Here is a 15580-nt window from a genome sequence, read left to right on the forward strand (position 1 = left end):
GCCGGGACGGCTCAGTCCGGCAGGGAGCGGAGGATGCCGCGGCCGTAGCGCTGGAACTGGGCGTCGTCGACCATGCCGAGGGAATGCCGCTCGACCAGCAGTTCCCACTCCGAATACAGCTGCGACACACCGGGATCCGGCGGTGCGACGGCGCCGTCGGCGGATTCGCGCTGGATGGCGAAGGTGAGCGCACCGACGACCCGGTCGGTGTCGGCCCGGTCGACGCCGGTGAAGTGCAGCGTCACATTGCCGTCGGTGACGTCGACGCCGTATTCGCCGGTGGTGCCGGAGTCGTCGGTCAGCCGCGCGGACAGCAGCGCGGCGACGGGCATCTCATAGGCGTAGCGGGCGGCCGAGCCGACGGAGACGAACAGCATCCGCCCCGTGGTGACGGCCAGCAGCCCGCGCCCGCGCCCGGTCGGCGGCTCGGCACTGACCAGCGCGGCCTCCAGCGCGAACTCCTCCGGCGTGACCAGCCGGTGCAGGGCCGTGATCGCCGAGCGGGCCTCGCGGCGCGGCGCCATCCGGCGCACGGCCCGGTCCACATCGGCCCTGGACGGGCCCGATTTGCCCCAGGCGGGGGCGGGCGGGGTGAGATCGGGCATGGACATATCGATGCGCTGGGTCGCCACGATCTGGGCGTTGATCCGCTCCACGATCACGGTGGCGGCCGGTACGTCGTGCTCCGCGATCAGCACCGGGAGGGGGGTGCGGTCGGCGGGAATGCCGGTCAGCAGCGACGTGGGGTACCGCAGGTAGATCTCGATGACGACGGCGTCGTCGGTGCGCCGGTTCAGCCGGACCTTGAGCAGATCGGAGATCGGCACGTCGAGCACGCGCTCGCCGTCGGTCCCGCCGGGGCGCAGCACCTGCAGGCGCCCGCCGCCGTGACGCAGAATCGCTGTGGGTGTCCGTAGCTCGACTATGTCCATACCCCCTGCGCTCGCTCAATGTTGTGTCGTCGCTCACAATAGGACGTGCATGCCATGATTGTTGCCACTCGGGTAGACACCCACCGGTGTCGGGCCCGGGAGGCCGGGAACCACCTGCGTTCTCCGACCGTTTACCACTTGAACTGCATCAGCTGCCGAACTGCGCGATGTATCGAGTAGACCGTACGCGGTAACGTGGCTTGTCCGCATCCGTTCCGCCGGACCCGGCCGGGATTCGGAATGGTTACGGCAACGCTCGACGCATCGTAGGCACGCACCGGAATTACCGGAAAGGACTGGCCCGCCGGCCGACGCTCTATGAACCGCAAGACAGTGTTTCGCAACCTGGCCATAGTCGCGGGCATCCTGCTCGTGATCTATCTGGTCAGCTACTTCAGCAACGACACGCGCGGCTGGAAGAACGTCGATACGTCGGTGGCGCTCACCCAGCTGCAGGACAAGGCCAACGTCAAGCAGGTCCAGATCGATGACAAGGAACAGCAGCTGCGCATCACCCTGAACAAGGGCAACGATGCGACCAGCGGCCAGACCCAGATCATCGCCAAGTACCCGGGCGGCAGCGAGGTCTCCGCGCAGGTCCTCAAGGATGTGCAGGACTCGGGCGCGCCCTACAACACCTCGGTCAAGCAGGACAGCTGGTTCACGCAGATATTGCTGTTCGTGCTGCCGATGGTGATCCTGCTCGGCCTGTTCGTGTTCGTGATGGCCCGCATGCAGGGCGGTGGCCGCGGCGGCATGATGGGCTTCGGCAAGTCCAAGGCCAAACAGCTGTCCAAGGACATGCCCAAGACCACATTCGCGGACGTGGCCGGTGCCGACGAGGCCGTCGAAGAGCTGTACGAGATCAAGGACTTCCTCCAGAATCCGGCCCGCTACCAGGCGCTGGGCGCCAAGATCCCCAAGGGCGTGCTGCTCTACGGCCCGCCCGGCACCGGTAAGACGCTGCTGGCCCGGGCCGTGGCCGGTGAGGCGGGTGTGCCGTTCTTCACCATTTCCGGTTCGGATTTCGTGGAGATGTTCGTCGGTGTCGGCGCGTCGCGCGTGCGCGACCTGTTCGACCAGGCCAAGCAGAACAGCCCCTGCATCATCTTCGTCGACGAGATCGACGCGGTCGGCCGCCAGCGCGGCGCGGGCCTCGGCGGCGGCCACGACGAGCGCGAGCAGACGCTGAATCAGCTGCTGGTCGAGATGGACGGCTTCGGCGACCGCACCGGTGTGATCATCATCGCAGCCACCAACCGCCCCGACATCCTGGATCCGGCGCTGCTGCGCCCGGGCCGGTTCGACCGCCAGATCCCGGTCAGCAATCCGGATCTCGCCGGTCGGCGCGCCATCCTGCGCGTGCATTCGCAGGGCAAGCCGATCGCTCCCGACGCCGACCTGGACGGGCTGGCCAAGCGCACCGTCGGCATGTCCGGCGCCGACCTGGCCAACGTCATCAACGAGGCGGCGCTGCTCACCGCGCGCGAGCACGGCAACGTGATCACCGGCCCCTCGCTGGAGGAATCGGTCGACCGCGTGATCGGCGGCCCGCGCCGCAAGAGCCGCATCATCAGCGAGCACGAGAAGAAGATCACCGCGTACCACGAGGGCGGGCACGCCCTGGCCGCCTGGGCGATGCCCGATATCGAGCCGGTCTACAAGGTGACGATCCTGGCCCGCGGCCGCACCGGCGGCCACGCCATGACCGTGCCCGAGGACGACAAGGGCCTGATGACCCGCTCGGAGATGATCTCCCGGCTGGTGATGGCGATGGGCGGCCGAGCGGCCGAGGAGCTGGTGTTCCACGAGCCCACCACGGGCGCGTCCTCCGATATCGACCAGGCCACCAAGATCGCCCGCGCCATGGTGACCGAATACGGCATGAGCGCGCGGCTGGGCGCGGTGCGCTACGGCCAGGAGCAGGGCGATCCGTTCCTGGGCCGCACGATGGGCACCAGCCCGGACTACTCGCACGAGGTCGCCCGCGAGATCGACGAGGAGGTGCGCAACCTGATCGAGGCCGCGCACACCGAGGCGTGGGCGATCCTCAACGACTACCGCGACGAGCTGGACTCGCTGGCGACCGCACTGCTCGAACGCGAGACGCTGCACCGCAAGGACCTCGAGGAGGTGCTGTCCACCGTCGACAAGCGGCCGCAGATCACCGCGTTCAACGACTTCGGCAACCGCGTGCCCTCGGACCGGCCGCCGGTGAAGACCCCGCGCGAGCTGGCCGCCGAGCGCGGCGAGCCGTGGCCGGACGAGCAGGAGGAGGCGGTCAGAAGGGCCGCCGCGCAACCGGTTCCGGCCAACGGCTATCCGCCGGAGCCCGGTACGCAGGGCCAGCAGCCGGGATACGGGCATCCGGCGCCGCAGCCGAGCGGCTACCCGCAGCCGTCCGGCGGGCCCGCGTATCCGCGCCAGGGCGGCGGCACGCACGGTTCGCGCCCCGACTACGGCGCCCCGGCCGGGTGGTCGGCACCGGGCTGGCCGCCGCAGGAGGAGCAGTCCGGGCGGCAGCCGGGACCGGGCGCGCCGGGGTACGGCCCGCAGGGCCAGGGTGGCGCGCAGGGCCAGGGCGGTTGGGCGCCGGCCGGCGGCCAGCGCTACGGCCGTCCCGGATGGAACCAGCCGGGCGATCCGGAGGGTTCGGGGTACGGCAGGCCCAACGGCGAGGGCGAGAGCGGCGACTGGGACGGACCGAACGGACGGCACTGATCGGCCTGTGATTAGGCTCGGCATACGGGGTGCCGAGGAATTGCCGGTACCCCGGATCGCGTTCGAGGCTAGAGGGCTGCGCCCCGCACGGCCGGGCGCGATGATGACTTGAGTTGTGGAGGTGTCCTCGAGTGTCGGTCAACAATCGTGCCGTTGCCGAATCCGACGCGTCGTCCGTGGTCACGGAGGACTACGAGTCCCCGCTGAGCCCGGTCGCCCTGGACACCGGCCGCCCGTTCGACCAGGACCGCGCCGAGGCGGCCGTGCGGGAACTGCTGCTAGCGGTCGGTGAGGATCCCGACCGCCCGGGCCTGGCCGACACCCCGGCCCGCGTCGCGCGCGCCTACCGGGAGATGTTCGCGGGCCTGTACGTCGAGCCCGATTCGGTGCTCAACACCACCTTCGACGAGGGCCATCAGGAACTCGTGCTGGTGCGCGACATCCCGCTCTACTCCACGTGCGAACACCACCTGGTGTCGTTCCACGGAGTCGCGCACGTCGGATACATCCCGGGGCCGCACGGGCGGGTCACCGGGCTGTCGAAGCTGGCCCGGCTGGTGGACCTGTACGCCAAGCGGCCGCAGGTGCAGGAACGGCTGACCAGCCAGATCGCCGATGCGGTGATGCGCAAGCTGGATCCGCGCGGCGCGATCGTGGTCGTCGAGGCCGAACATCTGTGCATGGCGATGCGCGGCATCCGCAAGCCCGGCGCCAGCACCACCACCTCCGCCGTGCGCGGCCTGCTGCAGACCAGCGCGTCCTCGCGCGCGGAGGCACTCGATCTGATCCTGAGGAAGTGAGTGAGTGAGCGTGCCGTGTCCGGACTGACGCAGCTGCCCGTGCCGCGCGGGGGGCGTTCCTGCGTGGTGATGGGTGTCGTCAACGTCACCAGCGACTCGTTCTCCGACGGCGGGCGCTATCTGGATCCGGACCTGGCGATCGCGCACGGCGTCCGGTTGTACGAGACCGGCGCGGACATCATCGACGTGGGCGGTGAATCGACCCGGCCGGGTGCGGTCCGCATCGACCCGCGGATCGAGGCGGACCGGGTGGTTCCGGTGATCCGGGGTCTGGTGGCGGCGGGGGTGCCGACGAGCGTGGACACCATGCGGGCGAGCGTCGCCGAGGCGGCCGCCGCGGCGGGGGTGTCGGTGGTCAACGACGTCTCGGGCGGCCGGGCCGACCCGGATATGGTGAAGGTGGTTGCGGCGGCGGAGATTCCGTGGATTCTCATGCACTGGCGCGCGGCCGCGGACTACCGGCACACCGGCCCCGCCGAGCACTACGACGATGTCGTCCGCGAGGTGCTCGAGGAGCTGTCGATCCAGGTGGATCTCGCCATGTCCGCGGGCGTGCACCCGAGCCGGCTGGTGCTCGACCCCGGTCTCGGCTTCGCCAAGAACGCCGCCCACGACTGGGCCCTGCTGGGCGCCCTGCCGGAGCTGACCGCACAGGGTCTGCCGGTGCTGGTCGGCGCCTCCCGCAAGCGGTTCCTCGGCGCGCTGCTGGCCGACCCCGGCGACGGCAGCGCGGCGCCCACCCCGCGCCCGCCCGACGGCCGCGAGGTGGCGACGGCCACGATCTCGGCGCTGGCGGCCCTGCACGGCGCGTGGGGCGTGCGGGTGCACGACGTGCGCTCCTCGCTGGACGCGATCGCCGTGACCGACGCCTGGCAACGAGCCGCCGCCGAACGACGCGAGGGGGGAGCGCGGTGAGTTCCGACCGCATCGAGCTGCGCGGACTGCGTGCCTACGGCCACCACGGCTGCTTCGACTTCGAGCGCCGCGACGGCCAGGAGTTCGTCGTCGACATCACCCTGTGGCTGGATTTCACGGCGGCCGCGGCATCCGACGAACTCGGTGACACCGTCGATTACGGCGCACTGGCCGGTCGCGCGGTCGCGATCGTGGAGGGCGAACCGCGCAACCTGATCGAGACCGTGGTGTCCGAGATCGCCGACGACGTGATGACCGATCCCCGCGTCGCCGCCGCCGAGGTCGTGGTGCACAAACCGTCGGCGCCGATCCCGCACACCTTCGCCGATGTCCGAGCGGTCGCGACGCGCAGCCGCGAGGTGGAGGCATGAGCCGCGCCGTGCTGTCGATCGGGTCGAATCTGGGGGACCGGGCGGCGCATCTGCGCAGTGTGACCGAGGCATTCGCGCCGCATCTGGTAGCGGTGTCGTCGGTGTACACGACGCCGCCGTGGGGCCCGGTGCCACAGGAGGACTACCTGAACGCGATTGTGCTGGTGGACGATCCGGACGCCGGACCGTGGGAGTGGTTGCGGCGCGGGCAGGAATTGGAGCAGGCGGCCGGTCGGGTACGCGAGGTGCGGTGGGGCGCAAGGACTCTCGACGTCGATGTGGTCTGGTGCGGGGAGCGTCGCGACGGAAGTGTGCGGGCGGTCCACAGCACCGACCCGGCGCTGATCCTGCCGCACCCCCAGGCGCACCGCCGCGCCTTCGTGCTGGTGCCGTGGCTCGAGGTGGAACCCGACGCCGTGCTCGAGGTGGACGGGGTGCCGCGCCCGGTGCGGGAACTGCTGTCCGAGTTGGACTCCGGCGAGCGGGACGGGGTGCGCCGCACCGACCTGCCGCTGCGCCCGGCCGCATCCGAGCGGGAACACTCATGAACGTCATGAAGCCGACGCGGCTGCTCGACCTGGCCGCGAACGTGCTGATCGCGGCCGCCGTAGCCTGGGTGGCCACCCGGTACGCCTACTCCAGCTTCCCGCCGATCAGCGTGATCGCCGGTGCGTCGCTGTACCCGGTGGCCGCGCTGGAGGCGGTGCTGGCCTTCATGATTCGGGCCCGGGTCGGCGATCGGCGCATCGGCGACGGCCCCAAACAGCTGCATCCGATCACCGCCGCCCGCGCGGTCGCGCTGGCCAAGGCGTCGGCACAGGTGGGTTCGCTGGCGGCCGGTGTCTGGCTGGGCTTCCTGATCTGGATCTTCCCGCAGCGGTCCACGCTGCGTGCGGCGGCCGCGGATACCCCGGGGGCGATCGTGGGCCTGGTGGCGGGCCTGCTGTTGGTCGCGGCGGCGCTGTGGCTGGAGTATTGCTGTCGCGCACCGCATGACCCGCCCGACGAACCGGCAACCTCTTAGCAAACTTTCAGCTCGGAATCACCGGCCGACCTGGCACCCGGAGCCCGCCATCCGAGCTACCCTGGCGGGCATGGTTTCACCCTCCCGTAGCAGTACTTCCCGTCGACGGCGGGGAGACGCGGGAAAATTGTTCGTCGGTGTCGTGATTCTGCTCGGTCTGATTGCCAGCGTTTTCCTGATCTTCAGCAACAGCGTGCAACTGATCCGCATAGGACTGGTCGCGGCGCTGTGGGCGGCGGTGATCGGTGCGCTGGCCGCCACCCGATATCGCCGGGAGTCGGCGATGGATCAGGCCAAGGCGCGCGATCTGCAGACGGTGTACGAGCTGCAGCTGGAGCGCGAAATCGCGGCCCGGCGCGAGTACGAGATGGGTGTGGAGGCGCGAGTCCGCGAGGAGGTGGGCGCCGACGCCGCCGAGATGGCCGCGCTGCGCGCCGAGCTGGCGGTGCTGCGCGAAAGCCTGCAGCGGCTGTTCGACGGCGAGCTGCCGGTGGACAGACCGGCCCTGCGCGCCGACGCCGTCCGCGTGCAGGAGCTCCCGGAGGCGTCGGCGAACGGTAGCTCATCGGAAACCGACACCTGGGATGCCTGGAGTTCGCCGATGGTGCCCCGTGCCTCGATGCGCCCGGTCTTCGAACCCGACCACCCCGAACCACCGATCTTCGCCACCCCCGACGACGATCCGGTGACCGCCGAAACCGCCGTGGTGTCCGCCGAATTCGCAAAGACGGACGATATCGAGGCCGATCCGGAGCCGTTCGAATACGCGGAACAGCAGTACGCGCAGCCCGACCGCCGCACCGAGCCGATCGCCGGGGCGCGCCTGTCGCCCACCCCCGCCCCGGTGTCCGTGGGGACCGCCGGTCCGCGTCGCCGTCGCCGGGCCGAGTCCGACGGCGATGCCTACCCCGGTCGTCAGCTGTCGGTCGCGGAGATCATGGCCAACCTCCGCTCGGAGCAGGGCTGACGTCCGACCGCGCCGGGGCAGCGGTGGGCAACATCACCGGGCCCGGCTCTGTCCGTGGCGGGTGGCGCGGCTTATCCTCGGTTTCGATACGTCTGGTACCCGCGGGGCGGGACTGGAACGACTTTCGAGAGGACAATGGTGACCTCTGATTCTGCGCGGTCCGATATGGACCGCAGTGCCTCAGGGAGTGATCCGGCGCCCGCACGGCTGACGGTGGGAATCGTCTCGGCGGGACGCGTGGGTTCGGCGTTCGGCGCGGCGTTGGAGCGCGCCGGACATGTGGTGTTCGGTGTCTCCGCGATCTCGGACGATTCGGTGCGGCGCGCGCGGACGCGGCTGCCGGATTCGCAGATCCTGCCCGCCGAGCAGGTGGCCGCCCGCAGCGAGCTGCTGGTCCTGGCGGTACCCGACAGCGAACTGGCGGGCCTGGTGGCCGGTCTGGCGGCCGCGCGGGCGGTGCGGCCCGGCACGATCGCCGTGCACACCTCCGGCGCGAACGGCATCGCGGTGCTGGCGCCGCTGGCCGAGCGCGGCGCCCGCCCGCTGGCCGTTCATCCGGCGATGACCTTCACCGGCCACGACGAGGACGTCACCCGGCTCGGCAACGCCTGCTTCGGAATCACCGCGGCCGACGAGGTCGGCTACGCCATCGCGCAGTCGCTGGTGATCGAGATGGGCGGCGAACCGGTGCGGGTGCCCGAGGAGCACCGCACGCTGTATCACGCCGCATTGGCACACGGCAGCAACCACCTGGTCACGCTGATCGTCGACGCCGTCGCCGCGCTGCGGACCGCGCTGTCCGGGCCGGGGCTGCTCGGCCAGCAACTCGTCGACGACCAGCCGAACGGGCTGGCCGAACGCATGCTGGCCCCGCTGGCCTGGGCCGCGCTGGACAATGCGCTGCGGCGCGGCCCCGCGGCGCTGACCGGTCCGGTGGCGCGGGGCGACGCCGAGGCGGTGGCCGCCCACCTCGACGCGCTCGCGGCGGCCGACGACCGGCTGGCCGCCGGATACCGGGCCATGTCCCTGCGCACCGCCGAGCTGGCCCGGACCAACCCCGCGCTGATCGACCTGCTGGCGGGCGCGAACGGCCGGGGCGACCGCGCGAACGGCCGACCCGAAGGCGGCGGCGATGCCTAGCCGGATAGCACGCCGCGAGTGTCGTTGCCAGGAACTGCGGAGCGCCACGATCCGAGCGCGCCACGCCCGAGCAGAGGAGCGATGCTGATGTCCGATTCGATATCGCGCCAGCGGGCGTTGCGGACCTCGTACACCCCGGGGCAGCTGACCGTCGTGCACGATCCCGCCACGCTGACCGCCGTCTCGAACGCGCTGCGTTCGGCCGGGCGCAAGGTCGCGCTGGTGCCCACCATGGGCGCGCTGCACGAAGGTCACCTGGAACTGGTGCGCCAGGCCAAGCGCACCAATCAGGTCGTGATCGTGTCGATCTTCGTGAACCCCTTGCAGTTCGGGGCCGGTGAGGACCTGGACAAATACCCGCGCACGCTGGATGCCGACGTGGAGTTGTTGCGCGGCGAGGGCGTCGAGCTGGTGTTCGCGCCCAGCGCCGCCGAGATGTACCCCGACGGGCCCCGCACCTCGGTGCACCCGGGTCCGCTCGGCGCGGAGCTCGAGGGTGCCTTCCGCCCGACGCATTTCGCCGGCGTGCTGACCGTCGTCGCGAAGTTGCTGCAGATCGCCCGCCCGCACGAGGCGTTCTTCGGCGAGAAGGACTATCAGCAGCTGACGCTGATCCGGCAGCTGGTGCGGGACCTGAACTTCGACGTGAGGATCGTCCCCGTGGCCACCGTTCGCGAGGCCGACGGCCTGGCCATGTCCTCACGCAACCGGTACCTGGACCCGGCGCAGCGCGAACTCGCCACCACGCTCTCGGCGGCGCTGGCGGCGGGCCGCCATGCCGGAGGCATGGGGCCGGACGCGGTACTGGCCGCGGCGCGGGCGGTCCTGGACACGGCCGCCGATATCGACGTCGACTACCTCGAGTTACGCCGGTCGGATCTGGGGCCGATCCCCGACGTGAATCCTGCTGCGGCGAAAGCGGATTCAGCCTGGAGCGGCAATGCCCGCCTGCTGGTCGCCGCCCGCCTCGGCGCCACCCGCCTCATCGACAACGTGGCCCTGTCGGTCGCAACCCCGATCGACGGCCACCCCACCACCCCCGAAACCCAGCCTGCCCAGGCGAATCGGTAGGAAAGGCCGACCATGCTGCGCACCATGATGAAATCGAAGATCCACCGCGCCACGGTGACCCATGCCGACCTGCATTACGTCGGCTCCGTGACCGTCGACCCGGATCTGATGGATGCCGCCGATCTGCTCGAGGGTGAACAGGTCTGCATCGTCGACATCGACAACGGCGCCCGGCTCGAGACCTATGTGATCGCGGGTGAGCGCGGCTCCGGCGTCATCGGGATCAACGGCGCCGCAGCCCATCTGGTGCATCCGGGCGATCTGGTGATCCTGATCGCCTACGCCATGATGGACGAGGCCGAGCTGCGCGAGTACGCGCCGCGGGTGGTGTTCGTCGACGAGCGCAACCGCCGGGTGGAGCTGGGCTCGGATCCGGCACACGCACCCGCCGGGTCGGGGCTGTCCTCGCCGCGCACGCTGACACCCGCGTAGGGCCTCGGATGCTGCTGACGATCGACGTCCGCAACACCAGCATCGAGATCGGCCTGTTCTCCGGCAGCGGCGAGCACGCGAAACTCGGGCAGACCTGGCGTGTGCACACCAATCCGCTGCTGACCGCCGACGAGTTCGCCATGCAGGTGCGCGGGCTGATCGGCGACCGGGCCGACCAGGTGATCGGGGTCGCGGCGCTGTCGACCGTGCCGCCGGTGCTGCGCGAACTGCGCGAGATGCTCGGCCGGTACTGGAGTCACGTGCCGCACGTGCTGGTCGAACCCGGCGTGCGCACGGGAATTCCGCTGCTGGTGGACAACCCGAAGGAGGTGGGCGCCGACCGCATCGTCAACTGTCTGGCCGCCTACCACCGCTTCCAGTCGCCCGCCATCGTGGTCGACTTCGGCACCGCCATCTGCGTGGACCTGGTGTCGGCGAAGGGGGAGTTCCTCGGCGGCGTCATCGCGCCCGGCGTGGAGATCGCGACCGAGGCGATCGTGGAGCGCACCGCGCTGCGGCGGGCCGAGCTCGCGCGGCCGCGCTCGGTGGTGGGCAAGAACAGCATGGAATGCATCCAGTCCGGCGCGGTCTTCGGGTTCGCCGGTCTCGTCGACGGCCTGATCGACCGCATTCGCGACGAGAACGACGCCTTCGCGGTCGACGACGTCGTCGTGGTGGCGACCGGCCAGACGGCGCCCCTCATCGTCCCCGAGTCCGAAACCATCGAACGCCACGAGCCACACCTGACCCTCGACGGCCTGCGTGTGGTCTTCGAACGCAACCTCCAGCGGCGCAAGTAGCGCCCACCCCGTTCCCGGCATGTGGGGAACCCAACACGATGCTTGCGCCGGGAGCGCACACTGCTAAACTTCCGCTCGTGTCTTACCGCGTGAGCAACCAGGAGTGTTGTCGAGGCTGATTCGCCTCGGCTGATGTCGGGGCTTCGCATTCCCCGACCATCCCCACTTCTCCTGGAGCTTCGCTCATGCGTTCCTCTGCAGTTTCCTCTCCCGCACGTACCCGTGTGCCCGCGCATTCCGGTGTCGCGCCGACTTCCGGGGTCCGGCTCGGCGCCGAGATCACCGAGCGCCCCGTGGCCTCGGCCCTGCCCACCCAGCTGCGACCGGCCGACCTGCTGCGCTTGACCGACGAGGGCGCCGAGGACGTGCTGGCGGGCCGCTACGACCACCTGTTACCGGCGAACGGCACCTGGCCCGCCGACAACCGCTGGGCGGTCCGGCTGCTCGCCGACGACGAGGTCGATGTCTGGCTGATCAGCTGGGTGCCCGATCGCTCCACCGAGCTGCACGATCACGCCGGATCGCTGGGCGCGCTCACCGTGCTCAGCGGCGCGCTGTCGGAATTCCGTTGGAACGGAAAGGAATTGCGTCAGCGCACGCTGTCGGCCGGGGATCAGGCGTCGTTCCCGCTCGGCTGGGTGCACGACGTGGTCCGCGCGCCCGACCACCTCGCGGGCCCGGCCGAACCGTCGAATCCGACGCTGTCCGTGCACGCCTATTCACCACCGCTCACCGCCATGTCCTATTACGAGGTCACCGGCCACGGCACCCTGCGCCGCTCCCGGACCGTCCTCACCGACCAGCCCGAAGGCGACGTGAAATGACCCACCTGACGATCGATCAGATGCTGGAGAACGCGCGGGCCGAGCTGCGGCGGATCTACGCGTTCGAATTGCCGGAGGCGGTCGCCCGGGGCGCGCTCCTGGTCGACATCCGGCCGCAGGCGCAGCGGGTGAAGGAGGGGACGCTGCCCGGTGCGCTGGTGATCGAGCGCAATGTCCTGGAATGGCGCCTCGACCCGGGCAGTTCCGCGCGGCTGGCCCTGGCCACCGACCACGACGTGGAATGGATCGTGGTCTGCTCGGAGGGCTACACCTCCAGCCTGGCGGCGGCCTCGCTGCAGCAGCTGGGATTGCACCGTGCCACCGATCTGGTGGGCGGGTATCAGGCGGTGAAGGCGGCCGGGTTGCTGTCGGTGGCCGCGGGCGCCCCGCACATCGCCCGCGAGGTGACCGCGCTCGCCTCGCTGTAATTCTCGCCGATTGCGCTCGAATTGCGGCGCGACTCAGCGTATTTCGATCGACTGTCCGTTACGTCACAATTCCCGGGCGGCGGTTGCCGGGCTCGTGTTCCGAGCTCGAATCGATGCCGATTCGTTACTGCGGGGGCGTGCTCGGGCAGCGCGCAAAACGATTTCCGGCGCACGCTAGGGTGGATCGTTGTGAGCACCCCGAACACCCCTTCGTCCGGTAGCTCCGCGGGTTCGGTACCCCCGGGGCAATCCCGTCCTGCCGCAGCGGAAGTCGACGTTCCCGAGCAGATGCGGATTCGCCGGGAGAAGCGGGAGCGGCTGCTCGAACAGGGCGGCGAGGCCTATCCGGTGGTGGTGCCCCGCACGCACACCCTGGCAGAAATTCGGGCCGCCTATCCGGACCTGGCGGCCGACACCGCCACGGGGCAGCAGGTCGGCGTCGCCGGACGCGTCATATTCATGCGTAATACCGGCAAGCTGTGTTTTGCGACGCTGCAGGAGGGCGACGGCACCAAGCTGCAGGCGATGATCAGCCTGAACGGCGTCGGTGCGGACGCGCTGGCCGCCTGGAAGGCGGATGTGGACCTCGGCGACTTCGTTTTCGTGCACGGTGAGGTGATCTCCTCCCGCACCGGCGAATTGAGCGTCATGGCCGATTCCTGGTCGATGGCCGCGAAGTCGTTGCGGCCGCTCCCGGTGGCGCACAAGGAGCTGAGCGAGGAGTCGCGGGTGCGCCAGCGCTACGTCGACCTGATCGTTCGCCCGGAGGCCCGGGAAATGGCGCGCACCCGGGTCGCGGTGGTGCGTGCGCTGCGGAATGCGTTGGAGCGCAGGGGTTTTCTGGAGGTCGAGACCCCGATGCTGCAGACCCTGCACGGCGGTGCGGCCGCGCGGCCGTTCGTCACCCACTCCAATGCCCTCGATATGGACCTCTACCTGCGCATCGCGCCGGAGCTGTTCCTCAAGCGCTGCGTGGTCGGCGGCATCGAGAGGGTTTTCGAGGTCAACCGCAACTTCCGGAACGAGGGCGCCGACTCCACGCATTCGCCGGAGTTCGCGATGCTGGAAACCTACGAGGCCTACGGCACCTACGACGATTCCGCGCGGATGATGCGGGAATTGGTTCAGGAGGTGGCGCAGGAAGTCTTCGGCACTCAGGTTGTGACGCTGGCCGACGGTACCGAATACGATCTGGGCGGCGAGTGGAACACGGTGGAGATGTACCCCTCGCTCTCGGACTCCCTCGGTGTTGCGGTCACACCCGAAACGACCGTACCGGAATTACTGGCGCTGGCCGATCGGGTCGGCCTGGAAATTCCCCAGGACAAGGGCTACGGTCACGGCAAACTGGTCGAGGAACTGTGGGAACACACCTACGGCGACAAGCTGTACGCGCCGACTTTCGTGCGCGACTTCCCGGTCGAGACGTCCCCGCTGACCAGACAGCATCGCAGCAAGCCGGGCGTGACGGAGAAGTGGGATCTGTATGTCCGCGGCTTCGAGTTGGCCACGGGCTATTCCGAACTGGTGGATCCCGTGATTCAGCGGGAGCGGTTCATCGATCAAGCGAGATTGGCGGCGGCGGGCGACGATGAGGCCATGCGGCTCGACGAGGACTTCCTCGCCGCGATGGAACACGGTATGCCGCCGACAACCGGCACCGGTATGGGAATCGATCGGTTGCTGATGGCGTTGACCGGGCTGGGAATCCGGGAAACGATACTGTTCCCAATTGTGCGTCCGGCCGCTCGCTGAGTGGCCGGATTGAATGCCGAAGTCTCGTCTTGGAAATCTCGCAATTCGAGGTATTCTCAACTCGGGCATCGGCCTGGTATGCGGGTCGCACGATTTCGAGAGGACGTTCATCTCATGGCAAAGAAGGTCACCGTTAGCCTGATCGACGATGTCGACGGTGAGTCCATCGCGGACGAGACCATCGAGTTTGCGATCGACGGTGTGTCGTACGAGATCGACTTGTCCGCGGCAAATGCGGCAAAGTTGCGGGACGGATTGGACCAGTGGGTCTCCAACGCGCGCCGGGTAAGTGGCCGGCGGCGTAGCAAGCCTGCGGGTGCGACGGCGGGTGCGACCAAGAGTCGGGTGTCGATGGATCGTGAACAGAGCGCGGCAATTCGCGAATGGGCGCGGCGTAAGGGTCACAAGGTCTCCGCGCGCGGTCGTATCTCCGCCGACATTACCGAGGCATACAACAAGGAAGTGGGTCGTAGCAACTAGTCCTGGCATCAGGGCACGGCTACTCGTTGTTGCTTTCACCGCTGCCGTCCGGAGGAATCGTGCGCCGTCCGGACGGCAGCGGTATTTCATATCAATTCCACATAACCGATGGCCGATGTTTCTCGCCGGACGCGTGCGGCATGATCTTGCTCGGGTGGGGGCGGCGCGGCACCATGGAAACGTGCGAGCGACGTCACTGGCTGAGTGGAGAGTTGAGGGACCGGCGCAGTGACCGGATTTCAAGGATCGTTCCTGAGATTCAACGACGAGACGGGGCACCGTCAGGAGTTGGTTCTTTCTCCCGAACGCGAACGCGTCACGATAGGGCGTTCGCAGCAGGCCGATCTGACCCTGTCCTGGGATGCCGAGGTGTCGCGGCTGCACGCGTCGCTGGAGTATCTGGGCGCGCACTGGACGATCGTGGACGACGGGCTGTCGCGCAACGGCACCTTCGTCAACGGGGAGCGGCTGGTGGGCCGGCGGCGGCTGGCGCCCGGCGACCGGATCCGGGTGGGCACCTCGCTGCTGTCGTTCCACGATTTCACCGGTGTCGCCGACGATGCCACCCGCACCTCCACCGGATCGCTGCCCACGCTGCGGTCGCTGACCGAGACCCAGCTGTCGGTGCTCATCGCGCTGTGCCGCCCCTATAAGAACAACGCCGGATTCGCCACCCCGGCGCCGAATCAGCAGATCGCCGACGAGCTGTACCTGAGCGTGGACGCGATCAAGACCCACATGCGCACGCTGTTCGCCAAGTTCGGCGTCGAGAATCTGCCGCAGAACCAGAAGCGCGTCCGGCTGGCGATGCTGGCCCTGCAGAGCGGCATCATCTCCGAGCGCGACCTGTAGTCTCGCGCCCGACCTGGTCGTACCTGGCCGCGCCTCCCACCGGTGGGTAGGCAAACGCCCTGTTCGCT

At 69.3% G+C, this 15580-nt stretch carries 17 protein-coding genes; 16 read left to right on the top strand and 1 reads right to left on the bottom strand.

The features are described from left to right. Positions 1–11: 11 nt before the first annotated feature. Complete coding sequence (locus QH290_RS34765; protein WP_280269449.1) at positions 12–932, bottom strand: hypothetical protein; 921 nt, start codon at positions 930–932, stop codon at positions 12–14. Positions 933–1250: 318 nt separating this feature from the next. On the opposite strand from QH290_RS34765, the gene ftsH reads away from it, so the two are divergent. The 16 genes from ftsH (at position 1251) to QH290_RS34845 (ending at position 15512) form a co-directional block, all read left to right on the top strand. Further along, positions 1251–3653 (top strand): ATP-dependent zinc metalloprotease FtsH, encoded by a 2403-nt coding sequence (gene ftsH / locus QH290_RS34770; protein WP_280387590.1) that lies wholly within the window; start codon positions 1251–1253, stop codon positions 3651–3653. A gap of 176 nt (positions 3654–3829) precedes the next feature. Then, positions 3830–4453, top strand: coding sequence for a GTP cyclohydrolase I FolE (folE, locus tag QH290_RS34775; RefSeq protein WP_280387626.1), 624 nt, complete (start codon positions 3830–3832; stop codon positions 4451–4453). Positions 4454–4522: 69 nt separating this feature from the next. After that, the gene (gene folP, locus QH290_RS34780; protein ID WP_425303688.1) at positions 4523–5368 is read left to right on the top strand and encodes a dihydropteroate synthase; all 846 of its coding nucleotides are present in this window, start codon (positions 4523–4525) and stop codon (positions 5366–5368) included. Further along, on the top strand, positions 5365–5739 hold the full coding sequence (folB, locus tag QH290_RS34785; RefSeq protein ID WP_280269447.1) for a dihydroneopterin aldolase: 375 nt from the start codon (positions 5365–5367) through the stop codon (positions 5737–5739). Before folP ends, folB begins: the two co-directional genes overlap by 4 nt. After that, on the top strand, positions 5736–6287 hold the full coding sequence (folK, locus tag QH290_RS34790) for a 2-amino-4-hydroxy-6-hydroxymethyldihydropteridine diphosphokinase (protein WP_280387592.1): 552 nt from the start codon (positions 5736–5738) through the stop codon (positions 6285–6287). The genes folB and folK overlap by 4 nt, the downstream gene beginning before the upstream one ends. Before the next feature lie 5 nt (positions 6288–6292). Next, positions 6293–6763 (top strand): DUF3180 domain-containing protein, encoded by a 471-nt coding sequence (locus QH290_RS34795; RefSeq protein ID WP_280269468.1) that lies wholly within the window; start codon positions 6293–6295, stop codon positions 6761–6763. A 142-nt stretch (positions 6764–6905) separates the two neighbouring features. Beyond that, positions 6906–7730 (top strand): DUF6779 domain-containing protein, encoded by an 825-nt coding sequence (locus QH290_RS34800; RefSeq protein WP_280387594.1) that lies wholly within the window; start codon positions 6906–6908, stop codon positions 7728–7730. A 165-nt stretch (positions 7731–7895) separates the two neighbouring features. Continuing rightward, a complete protein-coding gene (locus tag QH290_RS34805; RefSeq protein ID WP_280387596.1) occupies positions 7896–8870 on the top strand; it encodes a Rossmann-like and DUF2520 domain-containing protein in 975 nt (324 codons plus the stop codon). Between the two features lie 87 nt (positions 8871–8957). Next, positions 8958–9941, top strand: coding sequence for a pantoate--beta-alanine ligase (panC, locus tag QH290_RS34810; protein ID WP_280387598.1), 984 nt, complete (start codon positions 8958–8960; stop codon positions 9939–9941). 12 nt (positions 9942–9953) lie between these two features. Continuing rightward, on the top strand, positions 9954–10373 hold the full coding sequence (gene panD / locus QH290_RS34815) for an aspartate 1-decarboxylase (protein WP_280269443.1): 420 nt from the start codon (positions 9954–9956) through the stop codon (positions 10371–10373). Positions 10374–10381: 8 nt separating this feature from the next. After that, positions 10382–11173 carry a type III pantothenate kinase gene (locus tag QH290_RS34820; RefSeq protein WP_280387600.1) on the top strand — a complete coding sequence of 264 codons (792 nt, stop codon included), beginning with the start codon at positions 10382–10384 and terminating at the stop codon, positions 11171–11173. A 185-nt stretch (positions 11174–11358) separates the two neighbouring features. Beyond that, positions 11359–11997: a cupin domain-containing protein gene (locus tag QH290_RS34825; RefSeq protein WP_280269441.1), complete on the top strand. Its 639-nt coding sequence runs from the start codon at positions 11359–11361 to the stop codon at positions 11995–11997. 5 nt (positions 11998–12002) lie between these two features. Then, positions 12003–12425 carry a rhodanese-like domain-containing protein gene (locus tag QH290_RS34830; protein ID WP_280269466.1) on the top strand — a complete coding sequence of 141 codons (423 nt, stop codon included), beginning with the start codon at positions 12003–12005 and terminating at the stop codon, positions 12423–12425. A gap of 288 nt (positions 12426–12713) precedes the next feature. Then, positions 12714–14180 (top strand): lysine--tRNA ligase, encoded by a 1467-nt coding sequence (gene lysS / locus QH290_RS34835; RefSeq protein WP_280269440.1) that lies wholly within the window; start codon positions 12714–12716, stop codon positions 14178–14180. 114 nt (positions 14181–14294) lie between these two features. Continuing rightward, positions 14295–14660, top strand: a complete 366-nt coding sequence (locus QH290_RS34840; RefSeq protein WP_280269439.1) for a histone-like nucleoid-structuring protein Lsr2 — start codon at positions 14295–14297, stop codon at positions 14658–14660. A 228-nt stretch (positions 14661–14888) separates the two neighbouring features. Further along, entirely contained in the window at positions 14889–15512 is a 624-nt protein-coding gene (locus tag QH290_RS34845; protein WP_280269438.1) for an FHA domain-containing protein, read from the top strand. Positions 15513–15580 lie beyond the last annotated feature (68 nt).

The sequence above is a fragment of the Nocardia wallacei genome, from assembly GCF_029869545.1.
Lineage (GTDB): Bacteria > Actinomycetota > Actinomycetes > Mycobacteriales > Mycobacteriaceae > Nocardia > Nocardia wallacei_A.

What these genes read in the sequence shown, in the direction of transcription:
- panC (WP_280387598.1), top strand. Translation starts at nt 8,958, where the DNA reads ATGTCCGATTCGATATCGCGCCAGCGGGCGTTGCGGACCTCGTACACC.
- QH290_RS34805 (WP_280387596.1), top strand. Translation starts at nt 7,896, where the DNA reads ATGGACCGCAGTGCCTCAGGGAGTGATCCGGCGCCCGCACGGCTGACG.
- QH290_RS34820 (WP_280387600.1), top strand. Translation starts at nt 10,382, where the DNA reads ATGCTGCTGACGATCGACGTCCGCAACACCAGCATCGAGATCGGCCTG.
- QH290_RS34840 (WP_280269439.1), top strand. Translation starts at nt 14,295, where the DNA reads ATGGCAAAGAAGGTCACCGTTAGCCTGATCGACGATGTCGACGGTGAG.
- QH290_RS34795 (WP_280269468.1), top strand. Translation starts at nt 6,293, where the DNA reads ATGAAGCCGACGCGGCTGCTCGACCTGGCCGCGAACGTGCTGATCGCG.
- folK (WP_280387592.1), top strand. Translation starts at nt 5,736, where the DNA reads ATGAGCCGCGCCGTGCTGTCGATCGGGTCGAATCTGGGGGACCGGGCG.
- QH290_RS34765 (WP_280269449.1), bottom strand. Translation starts at nt 932, where the DNA reads ATGGACATAGTCGAGCTACGGACACCCACAGCGATTCTGCGTCACGGC.
- ftsH (WP_280387590.1), top strand. Translation starts at nt 1,251, where the DNA reads ATGAACCGCAAGACAGTGTTTCGCAACCTGGCCATAGTCGCGGGCATC.
- QH290_RS34825 (WP_280269441.1), top strand. Translation starts at nt 11,359, where the DNA reads ATGCGTTCCTCTGCAGTTTCCTCTCCCGCACGTACCCGTGTGCCCGCG.
- folP (WP_425303688.1), top strand. Translation starts at nt 4,523, where the DNA reads ATGGGTGTCGTCAACGTCACCAGCGACTCGTTCTCCGACGGCGGGCGC.
- lysS (WP_280269440.1), top strand. Translation starts at nt 12,714, where the DNA reads ATGCGGATTCGCCGGGAGAAGCGGGAGCGGCTGCTCGAACAGGGCGGC.
- panD (WP_280269443.1), top strand. Translation starts at nt 9,954, where the DNA reads ATGCTGCGCACCATGATGAAATCGAAGATCCACCGCGCCACGGTGACC.